Source organism: Xanthomonas sp. GW, from assembly GCF_014236815.1.
Lineage (GTDB): Bacteria > Pseudomonadota > Gammaproteobacteria > Xanthomonadales > Xanthomonadaceae > Xanthomonas_A.
On sequence record NZ_CP051189.1, the window covers coordinates 5,034,345 to 5,053,502 of the forward strand.

19 protein-coding genes are annotated in these 19,158 nt (G+C 69.3%); 5 read left to right on the plus strand and 14 right to left on the minus strand.

Going from position 1 to position 19,158, the window contains the following annotated elements:
- The first annotated feature begins 30 nt into the window (after positions 1-30).
- Entirely contained in the window at positions 31-513 is a 483-nt protein-coding gene (locus tag HEP73_RS21705; protein WP_255423600.1) for an REP-associated tyrosine transposase, read from the plus strand.
- A 125-nt stretch (positions 514-638) separates the two neighbouring features.
- Here HEP73_RS21705 and HEP73_RS21710 read toward each other — a convergent pair whose 3' ends face one another.
- From HEP73_RS21710 to HEP73_RS21740, 7 genes are all read right to left on the minus strand, one after another.
- Positions 639-980, minus strand: a complete 342-nt coding sequence (locus HEP73_RS21710) for a lipid-A-disaccharide synthase N-terminal domain-containing protein (RefSeq protein WP_053838122.1) — start codon at positions 978-980, stop codon at positions 639-641.
- 1 nt (position 981) lies between these two features.
- Entirely contained in the window at positions 982-1,704 is a 723-nt protein-coding gene (locus HEP73_RS21715; RefSeq protein WP_185821523.1) for a glycosyltransferase family 2 protein, read from the minus strand.
- A gap of 108 nt (positions 1,705-1,812) precedes the next feature.
- Positions 1,813-2,778 (minus strand): NAD-dependent epimerase/dehydratase family protein, encoded by a 966-nt coding sequence (locus HEP73_RS21720; protein WP_185821524.1) that lies wholly within the window; start codon positions 2,776-2,778, stop codon positions 1,813-1,815.
- A 60-nt stretch (positions 2,779-2,838) separates the two neighbouring features.
- Positions 2,839-3,765 carry a ParB/RepB/Spo0J family partition protein gene (locus HEP73_RS21725; protein WP_185821525.1) on the minus strand — a complete coding sequence of 309 codons (927 nt, stop codon included), beginning with the start codon at positions 3,763-3,765 and terminating at the stop codon, positions 2,839-2,841.
- Positions 3,765-4,562: a ParA family protein gene (locus HEP73_RS21730; protein WP_185814523.1), complete on the minus strand. Its 798-nt coding sequence runs from the start codon at positions 4,560-4,562 to the stop codon at positions 3,765-3,767. Before HEP73_RS21730 ends, HEP73_RS21725 begins: the two co-directional genes overlap by 1 nt.
- Before the next feature lie 97 nt (positions 4,563-4,659).
- Complete coding sequence (gene rsmG / locus HEP73_RS21735; protein ID WP_185821526.1) at positions 4,660-5,301, minus strand: 16S rRNA (guanine(527)-N(7))-methyltransferase RsmG; 642 nt, start codon at positions 5,299-5,301, stop codon at positions 4,660-4,662.
- A 296-nt stretch (positions 5,302-5,597) separates the two neighbouring features.
- Positions 5,598-6,221, minus strand: coding sequence for a 4'-phosphopantetheinyl transferase family protein (locus HEP73_RS21740; RefSeq protein ID WP_185821527.1), 624 nt, complete (start codon positions 6,219-6,221; stop codon positions 5,598-5,600).
- Positions 6,222-6,350: 129 nt separating this feature from the next.
- Here HEP73_RS21740 and HEP73_RS21745 point away from each other — a divergent pair, with 129 nt between their 5' ends.
- Positions 6,351-6,602, plus strand: a complete 252-nt coding sequence (locus tag HEP73_RS21745) for a GlsB/YeaQ/YmgE family stress response membrane protein (protein ID WP_003466992.1) — start codon at positions 6,351-6,353, stop codon at positions 6,600-6,602.
- A 66-nt stretch (positions 6,603-6,668) separates the two neighbouring features.
- On the opposite strand, the gene HEP73_RS21750 is transcribed toward HEP73_RS21745, so the two are convergent.
- The 6 genes from HEP73_RS21750 to HEP73_RS21775 form a co-directional block, all read right to left on the minus strand.
- Positions 6,669-7,100 (minus strand): GFA family protein, encoded by a 432-nt coding sequence (locus tag HEP73_RS21750; protein WP_185821528.1) that lies wholly within the window; start codon positions 7,098-7,100, stop codon positions 6,669-6,671.
- A complete protein-coding gene (gene xth, locus HEP73_RS21755; protein WP_185821529.1) occupies positions 7,097-7,876 on the minus strand; it encodes an exodeoxyribonuclease III in 780 nt (259 codons plus the stop codon). The genes HEP73_RS21750 and xth overlap by 4 nt, the downstream gene beginning before the upstream one ends.
- Before the next feature lie 258 nt (positions 7,877-8,134).
- Positions 8,135-9,571, minus strand: a complete 1,437-nt coding sequence (locus tag HEP73_RS21760) for a coniferyl aldehyde dehydrogenase (protein ID WP_185821530.1) — start codon at positions 9,569-9,571, stop codon at positions 8,135-8,137.
- 634 nt (positions 9,572-10,205) lie between these two features.
- Positions 10,206-10,886, minus strand: coding sequence for a pyrimidine 5'-nucleotidase (yjjG, locus tag HEP73_RS21765; protein ID WP_185821531.1), 681 nt, complete (start codon positions 10,884-10,886; stop codon positions 10,206-10,208).
- Between the two features lie 145 nt (positions 10,887-11,031).
- Positions 11,032-12,690, minus strand: coding sequence for an MFS transporter (locus tag HEP73_RS21770; protein WP_185821532.1), 1,659 nt, complete (start codon positions 12,688-12,690; stop codon positions 11,032-11,034).
- A 134-nt stretch (positions 12,691-12,824) separates the two neighbouring features.
- Positions 12,825-14,231 carry a DcaP family trimeric outer membrane transporter gene (locus tag HEP73_RS21775; protein ID WP_185821533.1) on the minus strand — a complete coding sequence of 469 codons (1,407 nt, stop codon included), beginning with the start codon at positions 14,229-14,231 and terminating at the stop codon, positions 12,825-12,827.
- Positions 14,232-14,446: 215 nt separating this feature from the next.
- Between HEP73_RS21775 and acs the strand changes: the two genes are divergently transcribed.
- From acs to HEP73_RS21790, 3 genes are all read left to right on the plus strand, one after another.
- Positions 14,447-16,390 (plus strand): acetate--CoA ligase, encoded by a 1,944-nt coding sequence (acs, locus tag HEP73_RS21780; RefSeq protein ID WP_185821534.1) that lies wholly within the window; start codon positions 14,447-14,449, stop codon positions 16,388-16,390.
- 137 nt (positions 16,391-16,527) lie between these two features.
- The gene (locus HEP73_RS21785) at positions 16,528-17,193 is read left to right on the plus strand and encodes a response regulator transcription factor (protein ID WP_185814533.1); all 666 of its coding nucleotides are present in this window, start codon (positions 16,528-16,530) and stop codon (positions 17,191-17,193) included.
- Between the two features lie 635 nt (positions 17,194-17,828).
- Positions 17,829-18,395 (plus strand): manganese efflux pump MntP, encoded by a 567-nt coding sequence (locus HEP73_RS21790; RefSeq protein WP_185821535.1) that lies wholly within the window; start codon positions 17,829-17,831, stop codon positions 18,393-18,395.
- A gap of 79 nt (positions 18,396-18,474) precedes the next feature.
- Here HEP73_RS21790 and HEP73_RS21795 read toward each other — a convergent pair whose 3' ends face one another.
- A complete protein-coding gene (locus HEP73_RS21795; protein WP_185821536.1) occupies positions 18,475-19,074 on the minus strand; it encodes a 2OG-Fe(II) oxygenase in 600 nt (199 codons plus the stop codon).
- Positions 19,075-19,158 lie beyond the last annotated feature (84 nt).

Below are 19,158 nucleotides of genomic sequence, written 5' to 3' on the forward strand. Positions count from 1 at the left end.
TCGCTCGCTCCTGCGGGCACGCTGCACGCCATGCCTCCGCTCGCTCATTTTCCAGGACATGCCGCATTGCGCCGCGGCCGCCATGATGAGGGCGGGCGTACCTATCTGTTGACGGTGGTGACCTTCCAACGCGCAACGCTGTTCTCGGACTGGCGTTGCGCACGTGCAGCGGCTGCCTGCCTTTCCGCGCCCGCCAGCTGGCCGCAGGTGCAACTGCTGTGCTGGGTATTGATGCCCGACCATTGGCACGGCCTGATCGAACTGGGTCCGCGCGCGACGCTGTCAGAAGCGATGCAACACGCCAAGGGCCGATGCGCGCATGCGGTGAATCGCGCACGCGGCCGCGGCGGCAGGGTGTGGTCGCCGGGCTTCCACGATCGCGCGCTGCGGCGCGAGGACGACATGCTGACCGCGGCGCGCTACATCGTGGCCAATCCATTGCGCGCCGGCCTGGTCCGTCGTTTGGGCGATTATCCGTATTGGGATGCGATCTGGCTGCCTGCGCATCGGTGAGAACGCGCGTCCATAGATTCTGTCGCGGCTGAAGCCGCTCCTACAGAAGAGCAGGGCTCCCTGTAGGAGCGGCTTCAGCCGCGACAAGATCCCCACCGGAACTGGGAAGCACTACCGCGCCAGCCTCAATGCGACGCACGATCCCGGTGCCAGCCGCGGTGCTTGATGTCCAGGTACAGGCTGTAGAACGCGGTGAAGGCGGGGAACAGGTTCTGCAGCACGCCGACCGAGTCCTGCTTGGCCGAGAACAGGAAGTAGCTCAGCGTCATCAGGCTGCCGACCACGCTCATGTACCAGAACAGGCGCGGGATCACCGGCTTGCCGGCGCGCTTGGAGGCGACGAACTGGACCAGCCAGCGGCCGCCGAACATCAGCGCGCCGACGTAGCCGATCAGCTTCCAGCCGGTGACGTGCAGCCCGGTCCAGTACAGCGCCTGGATCGGTTCGTTGAGGAAATGCGACTCCATCTCAGCGCTCCTGCACCACGGTGCGGCGACTGCGTGCGATCAGCCAGGCCACGCCGCGCAGGTCGCGGATGCCGACCAGCGCGCGGTTGAGATTGTTGTACTTGGACACGCCCGAGGTGCGGTGGCGATGGTTCACCGGCACGCTCAGGGTCTGCCAGCCAGCGCGCTGCATCAGCGCCGGCAGGTAGCGGTGCATGTGGTCGAAGTACGGCAGGTCCAGGAACGCCTCGCGTTCGAACAGCTTGATGCCGCAGCCGGTGTCGGGGGTGTCGTCGCGCAGCATGCGCGCGCGGATCGCATTGGCCCACTTGGAGGCCCAGCGCTTGCTGCCCGAGTCCTGCCGCGACACGCGCCAGCCGGCGAACAGCTTGACCTGCGCGGTAGCGGCAGCGCGCGCGGTCAGCAGCTTGGGGATGTCGGCCGGGTCGTTCTGGCCGTCGCCGTCGAGGGTGGCGATCCATGCGCCGCGCGCCGCCTTGACCCCGTTGCGCACCGCGGTGCTCTGCCCGCTCTGGGTGACGTGGTGCAGCACCCGCAGCTCCGGCGTGCTCGCCTTCAGCCCGTCCAGCACCGCAAGGGTGTCGTCGCGCGAATGGTCGTCGACGTAGACGATCTCGAAGTCGGTCACGCCGCGCAGCGCAGCGACGATCTCGGCCACCAGCGGCGGCACGTTGTCGCGCTCGTTGAACACCGGGACGACGACGGAAAGGGAAGGCTGGTTCATGGCTCGATTAGGCTCGACGGCAACGCAATGGGAAAACGCGGGGAACGGCGACAACGACGCAAAAAGACCGCGCATTGTGCCCCGGGCCGGTGACCCGGGGCTGAAGGTTCAGGCCGCGGCGCCGAAATACTCGCGGCACCACTGCACCACCTGCGGCAGCCCGACCTCGATCGGGGTGCTCGGATCGAAGCCGAACGCAGCGTGGGCGCGCGCAGTATCGGCCATCGTCTCCACCATGTCGCCCGGCTGCATCGGCTTGTACACCTTCTCGGCGGCGCGGCCGGCGGCGGCCTCGATCACGCCGATGAAGCGCTCCAGTTCGACCGGGGTGTGGTTGCCCAGGTTGAACACACGGTGCGGCACCGCGTCCGCGGACGGGTGGTCGAGCGCGCCGAGCACGCCGGCGACGATATCGGCGACGAAGGTGAAGTCGCGGCGCATGCGGCCGTGGTTGAACACCTCGATCGGGCGCCCGGCCAGCACCGCGCGGCTGAACAGCAGCGGCGCCATGTCCGGCCGGCCCCACGGGCCGTACACGGTGAAGAAGCGCAGGCCGGTGGCGCGCAGGCCGTACAGCTGCGCATAGGTATAGGCCATCAGCTCGTTGGCGGCCTTGGTCGCCGCGTACAGCGAGCGCGGCTGGTCGATGCGCTGGTCTTCGGAAAACGGCGGCGTCGCCGAATCGCCGTACACCGAACTGCTTGAGGCATAGGCCAGGTGCTGCACGCCGCGGTGCCGGCACAGCTCCAGCACGTTGACGAAGCCGACCAGGTTGCTGTCGACGTAGGCGTACGGGTTCTGCAGCGAATAGCGCACGCCCGCCTGCGCGGCCAGGTGCACCACGCGCTCGGGGCGGATCTCGTCGAACAGCGCGGTCAGGCCATCACGGTCGGTGAGGTCGAGCCGGCGGATATCGACCTGCGGGCACAGCGCGGCGACGCGGTCGCGCTTGAGCTGCGGGTCGTAGTAGTCGTTGTAATTGTCCAGCCCCACCACCGTCTCACCGCGCGCTGCCAGCGCACGGCAGGTATAGGCGCCGACGAAGCCGGCCGCGCCGGTGACCAGCACCGTCATCGGCGGGCGCCTTGCGCGATTGCGGGGACCAGGGCGGACGTCATGCGGAGCGGCGGCGGCTCAGCCGACCTTGCCGCGCAGCCGCTCCAGCACGCCGTCGAGCGTGTCCAGGTCGGTGTAGTGGATCACCAGCTTGCCCTTGCCGCCGCGGCCGTGGGCGATGGCGACCTTGGTGCCCAGCGATTCGGACAGCTCGGTCTCCAGCGAGGCGATGTCGGCCTGCGGCGCGACGCGGCCGGGCTTGGCCTTGCGGTTGCTGGGCACCTTGCCGGCGGCGAACTGCTGCGCGCGGTGCTCGACCTCGCGCACCGACCAACCCTGGTCGGCGGCGTCGGAGGCCAGGCGGCTGGCCAGGTCCGGCGACAGCGTCAGCAGCGCGCGCGCATGGCCCATTTCCAGGCGCCCGGCCTCGAGCAGCGCACGGATCGCCGGCGGCAGCTCCAGCAGGCGCAGCAGGTTGGACACCGAGGCGCGCGAGCGGCCCACCGCTTCGGCGGCCTCGGCGTGGGTCAGCGCGAATTCGTCGATCAGCCGCTGCAGCGCCTGCGCTTCTTCGAGCGGATTGAGGTCCTCGCGCTGGATGTTCTCGATCAGCGCCATGGCGATGACGGTGCGATCGTCGAGCTCGCGCACCACCACCGGCACTTCGCTCAGCCCGGCCAGCTGCGAGGCGCGCCAGCGGCGTTCGCCGGCGACGATCTCGAACTTGCCCGGCGCCAGTTCGCGGGCGACGATCGGCTGGATCACGCCCTGCGCCTTGATCGACTCGGCCAGCTCCTGCAGCTTGCCCTCGTCCATTTCCTGGCGCGGCTGGTACTTGCCCGGCTGCAGCTGCCCGACCGGCAACTGGCGCAGGCTCTCGCCCGGCTGCGCTGCGGCGTCGGGCGCCGGCGCGGCCGTAGTGCCACCCTTCGGTCCCAGCAGCGCTTCCAGGCCACGGCCCAGGCCGCGCTTCTTCGCTCCGAGGGCGGGGGGCTTGGCGGTCATCAGTAGCTCTCCATGGCCGGGGCGGGCCTGTTGCGTTCGTTGCGACGGCGCACGATCTCGCCGGCCAGGCCCAGGTAGGCCACACCGCCCCGCGAGGTGCGGTCGTAGCCGACGATGCTCTGGCCATGGCTGGGCGCCTCGGCCAGGCGCACGTTGCGCGGCACGATGGTGCGGAACACCTTGTCGCCGAAATGGTTGGTCAGCTCCGCCGACACCGCGTTGGCCAGGTTGTTGCGCACGTCGAACATGGTGCGCAGCACGCCCTCGATCTCCAGCGTCGGATTGAGGTTGGCGCGCAACGCCTCGATGGTCTCCAGCAGCGCGGTCAGCCCTTCCAGCGCGTAGTACTCGCACTGCATCGGCACGATGATCGAGTCGGCGGCGGTCAGCGCGTTCAGGGTCAGCAGCGACAGCGCCGGCGGGCAGTCGATCAGGATGAAGTCGTACTCCTCGCGCAGCGGCGCCAGCGCGGTCTTCAGCCGCTGCTCGCGCGCCGGCTGGTCCATCAGCTGGATCTCGGCGGCGGTCAGGTCGATGTTGCCGGGCAGCAGGTCGAAGCCTTCCGGCGCGGTCACCCGGATCTGCGCGGCGCTGCTTTCGCCCAGCAGCACGTCGCAGGTGGACGCGGCCAGCTCGCGCTTGTCGATGCCGCTGCCCATCGTCGCGTTGCCCTGCGAATCCAGGTCCACCAGCAGCACGCGCTGCGGCTGGCGCGCAAGAGCCGCCGCCAGGTTGACCGCCGTGGTGGTCTTGCCGACGCCGCCTTTCTGGTTGGCGATGGCGATGATGCGGGCCATGCGGGAGCCTCGTCGGCGATTGGTGGGACCGGGCATTATGCGGTCACACCCCCCTGGGGCGGAAATCGGCGTCGGCGCGCCGGCCCCGCCCGCCGGCTCAGCCGCGCTCGACCACCACCAGGTGGCGGTCCGCGCCCAGCCCCGGCACCTGCAGCGGGTGCACCGCCTGCGCCACCCAGCCCGGCGGCAGCGCGGCGATCTCTTCGTCCGGGCGCAGGCCCTTCATCGCCAGCAGCCGCCCGCCCGGGCGCAGCAGGTGGCCGCCGACGGCGACGATGCCGGCCAGCGTGTCCAGCGCGCGCGCGGTCAGGAAATCGTAGGCGCCGGGTTCGTCCACCGCCTCGGCGCGCGATTCGGCCACGCGCGCGTTGTCCAGGCGCAGCTGGCGCACCGCCTCGCGCAGGAACCGCGCCTTCTTGCCGTTGCTCTCGACCAGGGTCACCCGCAGCTGCGGCCGCGCGATCGCCAGCGGGATGCCGGGCAGCCCCGGGCCGGTGCCCAGGTCGGCCAGCGTGCCCGCTTCCACGAACGGCTGCATCGCCAGCGAATCGAGCAAATGCCGGGTCACCATCTCGTGCGGGGCGCGGACCGCGGTGAGGTTGTACGTGCGGTTCCAGCGCGCCAGCAGCGCCAGGTAGGCCAGCAGCGGCGGCGCCAGCGCGGCGGCGTCCAGGCCTTGCGCGCGCAGGCCCTGGTCGAGCGCGGCGCGGACGGAGTCGGGAAGGGAGGCGTCGTTCATCGCCGGATTATCGCAGCTGCCGCCACCATCACCGCCATGTAGCCGACATCATCGCGGCCGATGATCCGCAGCGGTTCATTGCGGTCGTGGTGCAGCGGCATGCCGGATCTCCAGGAAACGCCATCGGCCGGTGACCTGCAACGGCCGCGCCGGCGCGGTGGAGGCATGAGCCGCGGCGGCGGATGCAACCGGCGCGCTGCCGCTTCGTTGTGGGAGCGGCTTCAGCCGCGACAGGCACTCTCTATCCCTGTAGAACCTGTCGCGGCTGAAGCCGCTCCTACAGGGGATTGGGGGCGCTATGTCGACTCGAGCGGATACCAGGCAAGCGCGGCGCGATAGCCGGGCGCCGGTACCCACTCATGCACCCGCCAGCGCGCGGCCATGCCCAGCGCCGGGTCGCACCAGGCCAGTTGCAGCACGCCATCGGCATCTTCGGCGAAGCGCAGCCGGTGCAGCCCGAACGACAGCCCGTGCCCGTGCGCCTTCAGCAGCGCTTCCTTGGCGCACCACAGGCGGAAGAACAACGCCTCGCGTGCCGGTTCGGCCAGCGCCTGCAGCGCCGCGACCTCGTCGGGATGGAAGAAGCGCTGCGCTAGCTCCAGCAACCGCGGCCGTGCGCGCTGGTGTTCGATGTCCACGCCCAGCCGCGTGTGCGCGCCGATCGCCACCAGCAGATAGTCGCCGCTGTGGCTCCAGCCGGCGCCGACGTGCGCCAGCGGCGCGTGCAGCCACGGCCGGCCGCGTTCGTCGCGGCGCAGCGGCAGTTGCGCCTCCGGCGTGGCCAGTTCGGCGGACAGCAGGCGCCGCGCCTGCGCCTCGCCCGGCGTGCGCGGCGGATGCGTGCGCAGCCACAGCGCCACCGGGCCGAACCGCCAATCCGGTGGATCCGGGCGCAACGGTGCGTCGGCGGGACCACTCACGCTGCGTCCACAAAGCACAATGGCCGCTGCGACAGGCCTGCCTGGGTACACGGGCGCTTCACGGCAGCGCTCCTTAAATGGCGCACGCCACACCGCTCCCGGTGTGGGCAGAACCGAGGAGTCTTACCCATGGGCATCATCATCTGGTTGATCGTCGGCGGCATCGTGGGCTGGCTGGCCAGCATCATCATGCGCCGTGACGCACAGCAGGGCATCATCCTGAATATCGTCGTCGGCATCGTCGGCGCGTTGATCGCCGGCTGGTTGTTCGGCGGCGGCATCAACCAGGCGATCACGCTGTGGACGTTCCTGTACTCGTTGATCGGCGCGGTGATCCTGCTGGCCATCGTCAACCTGTTCACCCGCGGCCGCGCGCGCTAAGCGCCAACGCCCCCGCAGGTGTGCGCAAACGCCCGGTCCGCCGGGCGTTTGCGTTTGCGGCGCCGCTCACGGGGCGGCGCGGTCGGCAGGATGATGCACGCCGTCGCTGACCGGCACCGCGATGGCAAGCGCATACGGATCCACGCCTTCCAGGCAGCCGACGTTGTAGCCGTATTCGCTGGGATCGGAGCGGCGCTGGTGATGCGTATAGATCCCGCACACGCCGCAGAAATAATGTTGCGCGGTATGGGTGTTGAAGCTGTACAGACGCAGCGCGTCGCCCCCCTCGCGCACGTGCAGTGCGGCCAACGGCACCGAGGCGACGATCGCGCCGCGGCGCCGGCACAGCGAACAGTTGCAGCGGCGCGGATCGACGATGCCGTGCGGCAGTTCCAGGTCGATCTGTACCGCGCCGCAGTGGCAGCTGAGCCGGTGCAGCGGCGCGATGACGGTGTCGCCGACCTTGTCGATACAGCGGCGCGGATGACGTTCGTTCATGCGCTGGCCTCGTCCAGTTCGATCCAGGCCGGCGCATGGTCGCTGGGGCGGTCCCAGGTGCGCGGTTCGCGGTCGATGCCGGCCGCGCGCGTGTGCGCCTTCAGCGCGTCGGAGACCAGGGTCAGGTCGATGCGCAGGCCGAGGTCGCGGCGGAAGCCGGCCTGGCGGTAGTCCCACCAGCTGAAGATGCCGCCGTCTTCGTGGTGCAGGCGGAAGCCGTCGTGCAGGCCCAGCGCCTGCAGCTTGTGCAGCGCGCCGCGCTCGGCGGTGGAGGTGAGGATGTGGTTGTCGCTCCACACCAGCGGATCGTGCACGTCGCGCGCGTCCGGGGCGATGTTGAAGTCGCCCAGCACCACCATGCGCGGATGGCGCTGCAGTTCGGCGGCGAGCCAGTCGTGCACCGCCTCGAGCCAGCGCAGCTTGTAGGCGTACTTGTCGGTGCCCACGTCCTGGCCGTTGACCACGTACAGGTTGACGATGCGCAGGTCGCCGACGCTGGCGGCGATGACCCGCTGCTGCGCGTCCTCCAGCCCGGGCACGCCGATCTGCACGTCGCTCAGCGGCGCGCGCGACAGGATCGCCACGCCGTTGTAGGTCTTCTGCCCGGCGAACACGCTGCGGTAGCCGGCCGCGGCCAGCGCCGCGTCGGGGAACTTGTGGTCTTCCAGCTTGGTTTCCTGGATGCCGACCACGTCCGGCGCGAACGCCTCCAACCACTGTTGCAGGTGCGGCAGGCGCACGTTGAGCGAGTTGACGTTCCAGGAGGCGATCTTCAAGGGGAAATCCATGACGGGGCGGCTGGCGGGTATTTTGACCGTTGCCCGCCGCGACGGCCAATCCTGCAGCGCCCGCCAGGCGCCAGCGCCGCATAGGCTGGATCGGCGATGGCCAGGATCGGCGACTCCAGCAGTGGCGCCGGTGCCTCGATCGACGGCCGGTCGCCACGCAGCGCATGCGCCGGCGGATCGCGCGCCGCGGGTCCGTCTCGGGTTCGAAGCGGCCGTGGACGTGGCGGGCGTGCCAGGCCTGCGCGATCAGCGCAGCAGCAGATCGATCAGCCGCGCGATCTTCGTGTACGGCGGCTTGAGCCGATCGCTGGCGGCCCAGCGCGACTGCCACAAAATCGGCAGCGCCTTGCTGAAGGCGTCGAAGCCGGCGCGGCCGTGGTAGGCGCCCATGCCGCTAGGGCCGATGCCGCCGAACGGCAGCGCGTTGGCGGCGAAGTGCAGCAGGCTGTCGTTGACGGTGACGCCGCCGGCGACGGTGGCGTGCAGGATCGCCTCCACCTGCGCGCGGTCGTGGCTGAAGGGATACAGCGCCAGCGGCCGGTCGCGGCCGTTGACCATGGCGATCGCATCGTCCAGCGTGCGGTAGCTGCGCAGCGGCAGGATCGGGCCGAAGATCTCCTCCTGCATCAGCAGCGCGTCGTCGCCGGGCTGCAGCACCACGGTCGGCACGATCAGGCGTTCGCGCTCGGCGCGCTCGGGTTCGATGCTGGCAAGTTCCACGACTTCCAGCCCGCGCGCGCGCGCGTCGTCCAGATAGCCGCGCAGGCGCCGGTACTGGCCTTCGTTGACGATGCGGGTGTAGTCGTCGGCCGCGGCGAAGTCGCCGTAGCGCGCCAGCACCTGCGCGCGCAGCGCCTGCACCAGCACCGCACTGCGGCCGGCGTCGATCAGCACGTAGTCCGGCGCGATGCAGGTCTGCCCGGCGTTGAACCACTTGCCGGTGGCCAGGCGCGCGGCGGCCTGCTCAAGCGGGTAGTCGGCGCAGACGATGGCCGGCGACTTGCCGCCCAATTCCAGGGTCAGCGGGGTCAGGTTCGGCGCGGCGGCGGCCATCACCTTGCGCCCAACCGCGGTGGAGCCGGTGAACACCAGATGGTCCAGCGGCAGCGCAGCGAAGGCGCCGGCCACCTCGGCCGCGCCCAACGCCACCGCCACGCGTTGCGGCGGGAATACCTCGGCCAGCAGCGACTGCAGGAACTGCGCGGTGCGCGGGGTGTGCTCGGACGGCTTCAGGTAGACGTGGTTGCCAGCGGCGATCGCGGTGGCCAGCGGGATCAGCGCCAGGTTGACTGGGTAGTTCCACGGCGCGATCACCCCGACCACCCCGACCGGCACTGGCCGCACTTCGGCGCGCGCCGGCCACAGCCGCCAGCCGGCGCCGACGCGCTGCGGCCGCATCCAGCGCTTGAGGTGGCGCAGCAGGTGATCGATTTCGCCGAGCACGGTCATGCCGTCGGCGAGCAGCGATTCGTGGCGCGAGCGGTGGCCGAAATCGGCGGCGATGGCATCGGCCATTTCCGGCAGGCGCCGCTTCAGTGCCGCGCGCAGACGTTGCAGGTCGTCGCGGCGCTGCGCCTGGTCGGGCTTGGCCGCCTGCCAGGCCGCGCGCAGCCGCTGCAGGGTGGCCGGCAGGTCGGCAAGCGGCGTGTCGGCGCTGTGGGAAGCGGGGTCGGAAATGGGCATGGGCGCACTATACGATGCCGGCGTATGGCGCGATGCGGGTGGTGCAGGACAGAGTGTGGTGTCGGCCGGGCATGTTTGCGGCGATGCAGAAGAGTGCTTGGCAGGTGCCTGAGGGTGTGCCGCGTCGCGACTGAAGTCGCTCCCACAATGCGCCGATCGGCGCGCTGTGCCTGTAGGAAGGCTTCATCCCCGACGGTGCCCGGCGTGCGGAGGCGTGCCGCTGGCAAAATTCTGCATGGGCTTCGATCCCTGCCCCAGCGAGCATGGCTTGCGCCGACGCGGGGTGTCGCGGCTGAAGCCGCTCCTACAGGGTGCGCTTCAGCCATACAGGGCGTGGCATCGGCCGGCCATGGTGGTGGCGATGCCGGCGCGTGATTGGCAGGTGCTTGAGGGTGTGCCGCGTCGCGACTGAAGTCGCTCCCACTAGGGGTCGATCGGCATGCCGTCTCCTTGTGGGAGGGACGTCACCCCGATGGGGTCCGGCATCCGGATGCGTGTCACTGGCATCCTGCAAGAGCTTGGTTCCCTGCCCCAGCAAGCATGATGTGCGCCGAGCCTGTGGGTCGCGGCTGAAGCCGCTCCTACAGAAAGCGCTGAAGGGTTTCGGCTGCGGCGCGCGGTGCAATACGAGCGGTCATGCCTCCCCTAGCAGCAAATCCTGCAACTGCGCCAGCGTCGCCACTTCGTAGTGCGGCACGATGCCCTCGGGCGCCGGGAGGCCGTGCGCGTTGACCCAGCAGGTGTGCAGCCCCGCGGCCAGGCCGCCGGCGATGTCGGCGTGCGGGTTGTCGCCGACCATCAGCACCTGCGCGCGCGGCGGATCGCCCAGTTGCGCCAGCGCGTGCGCGAAGATGCCCGGGTGCGGCTTGGCCACGCCGATCTGTTCGGAAATGGCGACGACCTCGAAGCGGTCGTGCAGGCCGGTGCGCAGCAGCCGCGCCTGCTGTAGCGCGGTGAAGCCGTTGGTGATCAGGCCCAGCCGTGCGTGCCCGCGCAGCGCGTCGAGCAGCGCCACCGCGCCGTCCAGCGGCGCGCACAGTTCGGCCATCGCCGCCAGGAACGCCGCGTTCAAGGTCTCCGGCGCGGTCTGCAGGCGTTGCGCCCAAGACGCGAAGCGACGTTGCTGCAGCTGCAGCGCGGTGATCGTGCCGTTCTGGTACTCCACCCACAAGGGCCGGTTGAGCGTGGTGTAGTCGACGAAATCCTGCTCGGCAAAGGCCACGCCGTAACCGGCGAACATGCGCTGCAGGCCGGCATAGGCATCGAAGCGGAACAGCGTGTCGTCGGCGTCGAACAGGATCCAGCGGTAGCGCATGCGGCGGTCTGCGTGTATGTCCAGCGCGCATGGTAAGCGCACGCCGCCGCCGATTCCGGGGCCGCCGGCGGACCGCGCAAACGACGACGCCGGCACGAAGCCGGCGTCGCAGTGCCGGACGCATCCGGCGCAAGGACAAGTGCGCTTACTTGGTGATGTCCACGTTGCGGGTTTCGCGCAGGAACAGCGTGCCCAGTACCAGGGTCATCAGCGCGATGCCGATGGGATACCACAGGCCGTAGTAGATGTTGCCGGTGCCGGCCACCAGGGCGAAGGAGATCGCCGGCAGGAAGCCGCCGAACCAGCCGTTGCCGATGTGGTACGGCAACGACATCGAGGTGTAGCGGATGCGGGTCGGGAACAGCTCGACCAGGAACGCGGCGATCGGGCCGTAGACCATGGTCACGTAGATCACCAGCACCCACAGCAGCAGGATCGTCATCGGGATGTTGATGCGCGCGGTATCGGCCTTCTCCGGATAGCCGGCGGCGGTCAGCGCGCCCTTGAGCTCCTTGCCGAAGGCATCGGCCTTGGGCTTGGCATCTGCCTTGCTCAGCCCGGCGGCCTCGTAGGACGCGACCTGGCTGCCGCCGATGCGCACCTGCGCCAGCGAACCCGGCGCGGCCGGCTGCACTTCGTACGGCACGCCCGCCTTGGTCAGCGCGGCGGTGGCCACATCGCAGGAGCTGGTGAACTTGCGCACGCCCACCGGATCGAACTGGAAGCTGCAGGTGGCCGGATCGGCCAGCACCTGCGCCGGCGACTTGCTGCGCGCCTCTTCCACCGCCGGGTTGGCGAAGTGGGTGATGCCCTTGAACAGCGGCATGTAGGTCACCGCCGCCAGCAGGCAGCCGAACAGGATGATCTTCTTGCGCCCGATCTTGTCCGACAGCCAGCCGAAGAACAGGAAGAACGGGGTGGCCAGGGCCAGCGCCGCGGCGATCAGCAGGTAAGAGACGGTCGGATCGACCTTGAGCGTGCTCTGCAGGAAGAACAGCGCGTAGAACTGGCCGCCGTACCAGACCACCGCCTGGCCGGCGGTGGCGCCGAGCAGCACGATCAGCATCAGCTTGAAGTTGCCGTCCTTGAGGCTGTCGCGGAACGGTTGCTTGGAACCCTTGCCCTCGGCCTTCATCTGCTGGAACAGCGGCGACTCGCTCAGCTGCAGGCGGATCCACACCGACACGCCGAGCAGGATGATCGAGCCCAGGAACGGGATGCGCCAGCCCCAGGCCTCGAACGCCTCGGTGCCCAGGGTCAGACGGCACACCAGGATCACCAGCAGCGACAGGAACAGGCCCAGCGTGGCGGTGGTCTGGATGAAGCTGGTGTACAGGCCGCGCTTGCCCGGCGGCGCGTGTTCGGCGACGTAGGTCGCCGCGCCGCCGTATTCGCCGCCCATCGCCAGGCCCTGGGCCAGGCGCAGCACGATCAGGATCACCGGCGCGGCCACGCCGATGCTGGCGTAGTTGGGCAGCACGCCGACCAGGAAGGTGGAGATGCCCATGATCAGGATGGTGACCAGGAACGTGTACTTGCGGCCGATGCGGTCGCCCAGGCTGCCGAAGAACGCCGCGCCGAACGGGCGCACGAAGAAGCCGGCGGCGAAGGCCAGCAGCGCGAAGATCATGCCGGTGGTCTCGTTGACCCCGCTGAAGAACTGTTTGGCGATGATCGCGGCGAGCGAGCCGTAGAGATAAAAGTCGTACCACTCGAACACGGTGCCCAGGCTCGAGGCGAAGATCACCTTCTTGTGGCCCTTGGTCAGCGGCTGGCCCGACGGGTTGATGGCGGTGCTGGACATAGGAAGCTTCCCCTCCGAAGCGGGTGGTGTGGCGGTGGCGGTCAGAATGGTCGGGTGGCGCGATCCGTCGCGAGTGCGGGGCGAGTCCGCGGCGGCGCGGCGCGCCCTCCCAGGGCGCCGCGCCGGCCGCAGCCTCAGAAGCTGTACTTGGTGGTGAACTGCAGGCGGGTGATGTCGCCCTTGGCGCCGCTTTCGATCTCGCGCTTGCCGTACATCAGCTCGGCGCCGACATCGACCTTGGGCATCGGCGTATAGAAGATGTTGCCGCGGATGCTCTGCACGCTCTTGGTCACGCCCAGCCCGGTCAGCGCGGTGTCGTTGTCGTAGTCGCTGCGCGCGTAGATCAGGTTGGTGCGCAACTTGGGCGAGAACGCGTGGCGCCAGCCGATGTAGCCGGCGACCACGCCGACCGTGTCCAGGTCGTGGTCGGCCGCGTCGTAGACCGCGTTCTGGGCGATGCCCAGGCCGACGTAGCGGCCGATGCCTTCGCCGCCGCTGAGCTGGTAGAACAGGCTGTCGCTGTCCCCCGCCACCCACTTGCCGCCCAGGGTCAGGCCGCCGGAGACCTTGCTGGCGTCGGCGCCGGTGGCGCGGTTGTCCACCTTCTGCTGGCCGAGCAAGCCGCCGATGCCGAAGCTGCCCCAGTCGCCCTTCCAGCCGTAGCGCACGGTCAGGTCCGGCAGCGCGCCGCGGTCGGAGCTGGCGCTGGTGATCACACCGGTCGCGCTGCGGTTGTAGACAGTGGTTTCCGGGTTCTCCAGGGCGACGCTGAAGCCGCCGTTGGTGTAGCGCACCTGCGCCTGGCGCACAAAGATCACGCCATCGGTGGGGCCGATGAAGTCGGCCGCTTCCGGCAGCGCCGCCGGGTCCATGAAGTTGGACCAGGTCTGGCCGGCCAGCCAGTGGTTCCAGTACATGTAGGCGTGGCGCAGGGTGGCGCCGTAGGTGTTGGTGGCGGTTTGGGTGCCCAGCGAATTGCCGAAGAAATCCAGTTCCACCAGCGCGCCGGCCTTGTTGCCGCCCTCGGTGACGCTGTCCACGCCGAAGTTGATGCGCGAGAACTTGGCGTGCGCGTTGTAGTCGGTGCCGGACTTGCCGCCGCCGACCGGGGTCTGACCGGGCAGGTACAGCGCGCGGCCGGTGGCGTCGTCGGCAAGCTGGCCGTCGCCGGTGCGGGTGGCCAGGAAATCGGCCTTGATGAAGCCGCCGACCTTGAACGTAGTGCCTGGCGCGGCACCGGGGGTGATCGTGGTCACCTGGATCGGCGCCTTGCCGGCCGGCACCGCCGGTGCCGTGGCCTGGCTCGACTTCACTGCGGCAACCTCGCTCTGGGCCTGCGCGATCTGGCCCTGCTGCTGTTGCTGCGAGGACAGCAGCAGCTGGACCTGGCGCTCCAGCTCGGCCACGCGGGCTTCCAGCGCCTGTTCGCGCGCCGACGGGGTCTTGCCGCTCTGGGCGAAGGCCGCGCCCGGGGCGATCAGGGCGACGAACAGCGCGGCGGCCAACGGGCGCCGTGCCAAAGATGCGATGCGGTTGCTCATTACTCCCTCCCGAATAATGGATGTCCGCCGCGCGCAGGCACGGCTGTGTGCACAGTGCGCGCCGCGGCCGGCCGCGCCTATTGGCCATTAGTCGAACGGGGCGGGGTTTACGACCATCGTCTAAAGCCCGGCGCGTGCGCGCTTAACAGTGAATGCGGCAAACTGCGCCATGACGCGCCGCCGCATGCGGCGCCCCGTTCATTGCAGAGGGCACCATGGCCGATATCTACCCCGTCGATCCGCAGTTCGCCGCCCGGGCACGGGTCGACAAGACCCAGTACCAGACCCTGTACCGGCAATCGGTGGAACAGCCGGAGGCGTTCTGGGGCAAGGCGGCCGAACGCCTGGACTGGTTCAAGAAGCCGACCCGGATCAAGGACGTGAACTTCGCCCTGGACGATTTCCATATCCGCTGGTTCGACGACGGCGAGCTCAACGCCAGCGTCAATTGCCTGGACCGGCAGCTGGCCACCCGCGGCGACAAGACCGCGCTGCTGTTCGAGCCGGACAGCGCGGACGCGCCGTCCTACACCGTCAGCTACCGCGAGCTGTACGAACGCGTCTGCCGCCTGGGCAATGCGCTGCGCGCGCTCGGGGTCAAGAAGGGCGACCGCGTCACCATCTACCTGCCGATGATTCCCGACGCGGCGGTGGCGATGCTGGCCTGCGCGCGCATCGGCGCGATCCACTCGGTGGTGTTCGGCGGTTTCGCACCCAACTCGATCGCCGACCGGGTGATCGACTGCGGCAGCAAGCTGATCATCACCGCCGACGAAGGCCTGCGCGGCGGCAAGAAGATCCCGCTCAAGGGCAACGTCGATGCGGCGCTGAAGCTGCCCGGCACCACCACCGTGGAAACCGTGCTGGTGGTGCGCCACACCGGCGGCGCGGTGGACATGCAGGCCCCGCGCGACCGCTGGTTCCACGATGTGGTCGACAGCCAGCCGGCCGAATGCGAACCCGAGCGCATGAATGCCGAGGATCCGCTGTTCATCCTCTACACCTCCGGTTCCACCGGCAAGCCCAAGGGCGTGCTGCACACCACCGCCGGCTACCTGCTGTACGCGGCCTACACCCACGAGACCGTGTTCGACCTGCGCGAGGACGACATCTACTGGTGCACCGCCGACGTCGGCTGGGTCACCGGCCACAGCTACATCGTCTACGGCCCGCTGGCCAACGGCGCCACCGCGCTGATGTTCGAAGGCGTGCCCAACTACCCGAACGTGTCGCGCTTCTGGGAGGTCATCGACAAGCACAAGGTCACGATCTTCTACACCGCGCCGACCGCGATCCGCGCGCTGATGCGCGAAGGCGAGGCGCCGGTCAAGCGCACCTCGCGCGCGTCCTTGCGCCTGCTCGGCAGCGTCGGCGAGCCGATCAATCCCGAAGCCTGGCGCTGGTACTTCGACGTGGTCGGCGACGGCCGCTGCCCGATCGTGGACACCTGGTGGCAGACCGAGACCGGCGGCATCCTGATCACCCCGCTGGCCGGCGCGATCGACCTCAAGCCCGGCTCGGCGACGCTGCCGTTCTTCGGCGTGCAGCCGGCCCTGGTCAACGCCGACGGCGAAGTCCTGGAAGGCGCCACCGAAGGCAACCTGGTGCTGCGCGATTCGTGGCCGGGGCAGATGCGCACCGTCTATGGCGACCACCAGCGCTTCATCGACACCTACTTCCGCACCTACCCGGGCAGCTACTTCACCGGCGACGGCTGCCGCCGCGACGAAGACGGCTACTACTGGATCACCGGCCGCGTGGACGACGTCATCAACGTCTCCGGCCACCGCATCGGCACCGCCGAAGTGGAGAGCGCGCTGGTCTCGCACCCGAAAGTGGCCGAGGCCGCGGTGGTCGGCTTCCCGCACGACATCAAGGGCCAGGGCATCTACGCCTACGTGACCCTGGTGGCGGACGAGCAGCCGAGCGAGGCCCTGCATAAGGAACTGGTGGCCTGGGTGCGCAAGGAGATCGGCCCGATCGCCGCGCCCGACCATCTGCAGTGGGCGCCGGGCCTGCCCAAGACCCGCTCGGGCAAGATCATGCGCCGCATCCTGCGCAAGATCGCCGAGAACGCGCCCGACCAGCTCGGCGACACCTCGACCCTGGCCGATCCGTCGGTGGTCGATTCGCTGGTGAACGAACGACTGACGCGCTGAGAGCCGGGATTCGGGAGTCGGGATTGGGGATTCGCCAAAGCGGTCCCCTGCCCGTGTCCAATCTCCTGACGAGGTCACGCTCCGCTGTTGCTGTTGCTCCACGAATCTCCAATCCCCCAATCCCGAATCCCCGCCCCATGCCCACCCTGCTGATCGCCGACGACCACCCCCTGTTCCGCGAGGCGCTGCGTGGGGCGGTGCAGCGGGTGATGCCGGGGGTGCAGCTGTACGAGGCCGACAGCGTCGAGGCGCTGTACGCGCTGGCCGATCATCACGCCGATGCCGACCTGTTGCTGATGGATCTCAACATGCCCGGCGCACAGGGGTTCAGCGCGCTGGTGCACATGCGCGCGCTGCATCCGCAGTTGCCGGTGGTGGTGGTGTCCGCACGCGAGGAACCGACGGTGATGCGCCGCGCGCTGGACCACGGCGCGTTCGGCTTCATTCCCAAGTCGGCCGACTCGGACACCATCGGCCTGGCCCTGAGCACGGTGCTGGACGGCGAACGCTGGGCGCCGCCGGAGGCGCACAACCTGCCGCCCACCGACCGCGCCGAACGCGAGGTCGGGCAGCGCCTGCGCGAACTGACCCCGCAGCAGTTCCGCGTGCTGCAGATGCTTGGCGCCGGCCGCCTCAACAAGCAGATCGCCTACGACCTGGGCGTGTCCGAAGCCACCATCAAGGCGCACGTCACCGCGATCCTGCGCAAGCTCGGCGTCACCAACCGCACCCAGGCGGTGCTGATGGCCGGCAAACTGGCCATCGACAGCGACGCCATCGTGTTGCCGTTGGAAGAGGAGTGAGCGCGCTGCGTTCTGGTGGGTGCGTGCAACTAGGTTCACCGCGGCGTGGCATGACCTGATCGCTATGCGCGAGGCCGGTGCGGTTCCATTTGTAGGCGGGGTTTCAACCTCGACCGTTGTTTGCATGTCGCGGCATTCGTCGGCGTGCTCCCCGGCTTTAGCGGCGCCTGAAGATTTCGGTCGCGGCTGAAGCCGCTCCTACAAGGGCCGAAGCTCGACGCCGTCCCACTGTAGGAGCGGCTTCAGCCGCGACCGCTGTTCGCACATCGCAGGCCATCGCCGGCATACCCAGCGATTGCTGATGCGCACCAGATCGGCGTCCCGGATCACCTTCAGCGCACCGATGCCGCGATGCCGTCGGCATGCCGCACATATAGCCGCTGCTAAGAAAAAAAGCTGCAGGTTCGCGTGCGTTCGAAGCGTATTCGCTGGCATTTGCCGCTGTTAGACTGCGCGTCCCTTGGGGAGTAGCCTGCTGTCCGGCGTGTTTCGGACAGCGCCCGCATCAACACACTCGGCCGTTGCGCCGTGGTGCGGGCAGCCATCTCGGTTGGCGAGACCAGCGGCGAGCTTGCGTGGCGAAAGCCGGGCGCGCGCGCTCGTCGTTCGTCTTCTGCCCCGGCGCGGTCCCCCACATGTCGTTTCTTTCGATTCTGTTGCTCGGCATCGCCATGTCCACCGACGCCTTCGCCGCGGCGGTCGGCAAGGGCGCGGCCATGCGCAAGCCGCTGTGGCGCGATGCACTGCGCGCCGGCCTGATCTTCGGCTGCATCGAGGCGCTGACCCCGGTGCTGGGCTGGCTGCTGGGCCAGGCCGCGGCCAAGTACGTGGTCGCGTTCGACCACTGGATCGCGTTCGGCCTGCTCGGCGCGCTCGGCGTGCACATGATCGTCGCCGGGCTCAGGCCCGAGGCGCCCGAGGACGCCGCCGAAGCGCCCAGGCGCCATGGCTTCTGGAACCTGGCCGCGACCGGCCTGGCCACCAGCATCGACGCGATGGCGGTCGGCGTCGGCCTGGCCTTCCTCGAGGTGAACATTGCCGAGGTCGCGGTGGTCATCGGCCTGTGCACGCTGACCATGGTGACCCTGGGCATCATGCTCGGCCGCGTGCTCGGCAGCCTGGCCGGCAAGCGCGCGGAGATCGTCGGCGGTGCGCTGCTGATCGCGATCGGCAGCACCATCCTGTACGAGCATCTGCAGTGAGGCCGGGATTGGGGAGTCGGGATTGGGGATTGGTAACAAGCGGATCGCGGCGCCGGCGTGGTGCTGAATTCGCCCGGCGTCAGCGCTGCGATGGGGCTGGCTTGGCGGTGAATTCGAGGTAGGTGGAGAGGATGTACTTGTCGCCGCTGCGCGGCGGCAGCGCGGCGTGCATGTACATCCAGTACGGCGGGAACATCAGCAGGCGCCCGGCGCGCGGCGCGACCTCCAGGTCCAGGTCGACGAAGCGGGTCTGCCCGCCCTCGGCGACGTCGTTGAGATACCACAGCAGCACCAGGTAGCGGCCGGTTTCCTCGTCGCAGGCGTCGAAATGCGGCTGGAAGCGCTCGCCGGCGCTGGCGCAATAGCGCTTGATCCGCAGGTCGGCCAGGCGCGGGCGCCACGGTACCGGCGCGGACAGGCCCAGATCGGCGTTGTAGCGCGCCAGCGCCGCGCGCACCTGTTCGATGAAGAAGCCCTGGAAGGCCGGATCGGCGGCCCGGGTCACGTTGAGTTCGGTCCAGGCGCTATCGTCCAGGCCGTCGCGCGCACCGGCACCGTTGTGGCTGTGCTGCGCCGACGTGCGTTCGAACTGCGCGACCAGCTGGCTGCAGAAGCCGGCATCCAGCGCTGCATCGTAGACGCGGACGTAATGGCGGAGATCGGCATGCTTCGCTTTCATTGGCGTCCCCTCAACAAAGAAACGGCGCGCCCGGTTGGACGCGCCGCATGTCACCACCTCGCGTCCTCGCTACCGCAAGCGACG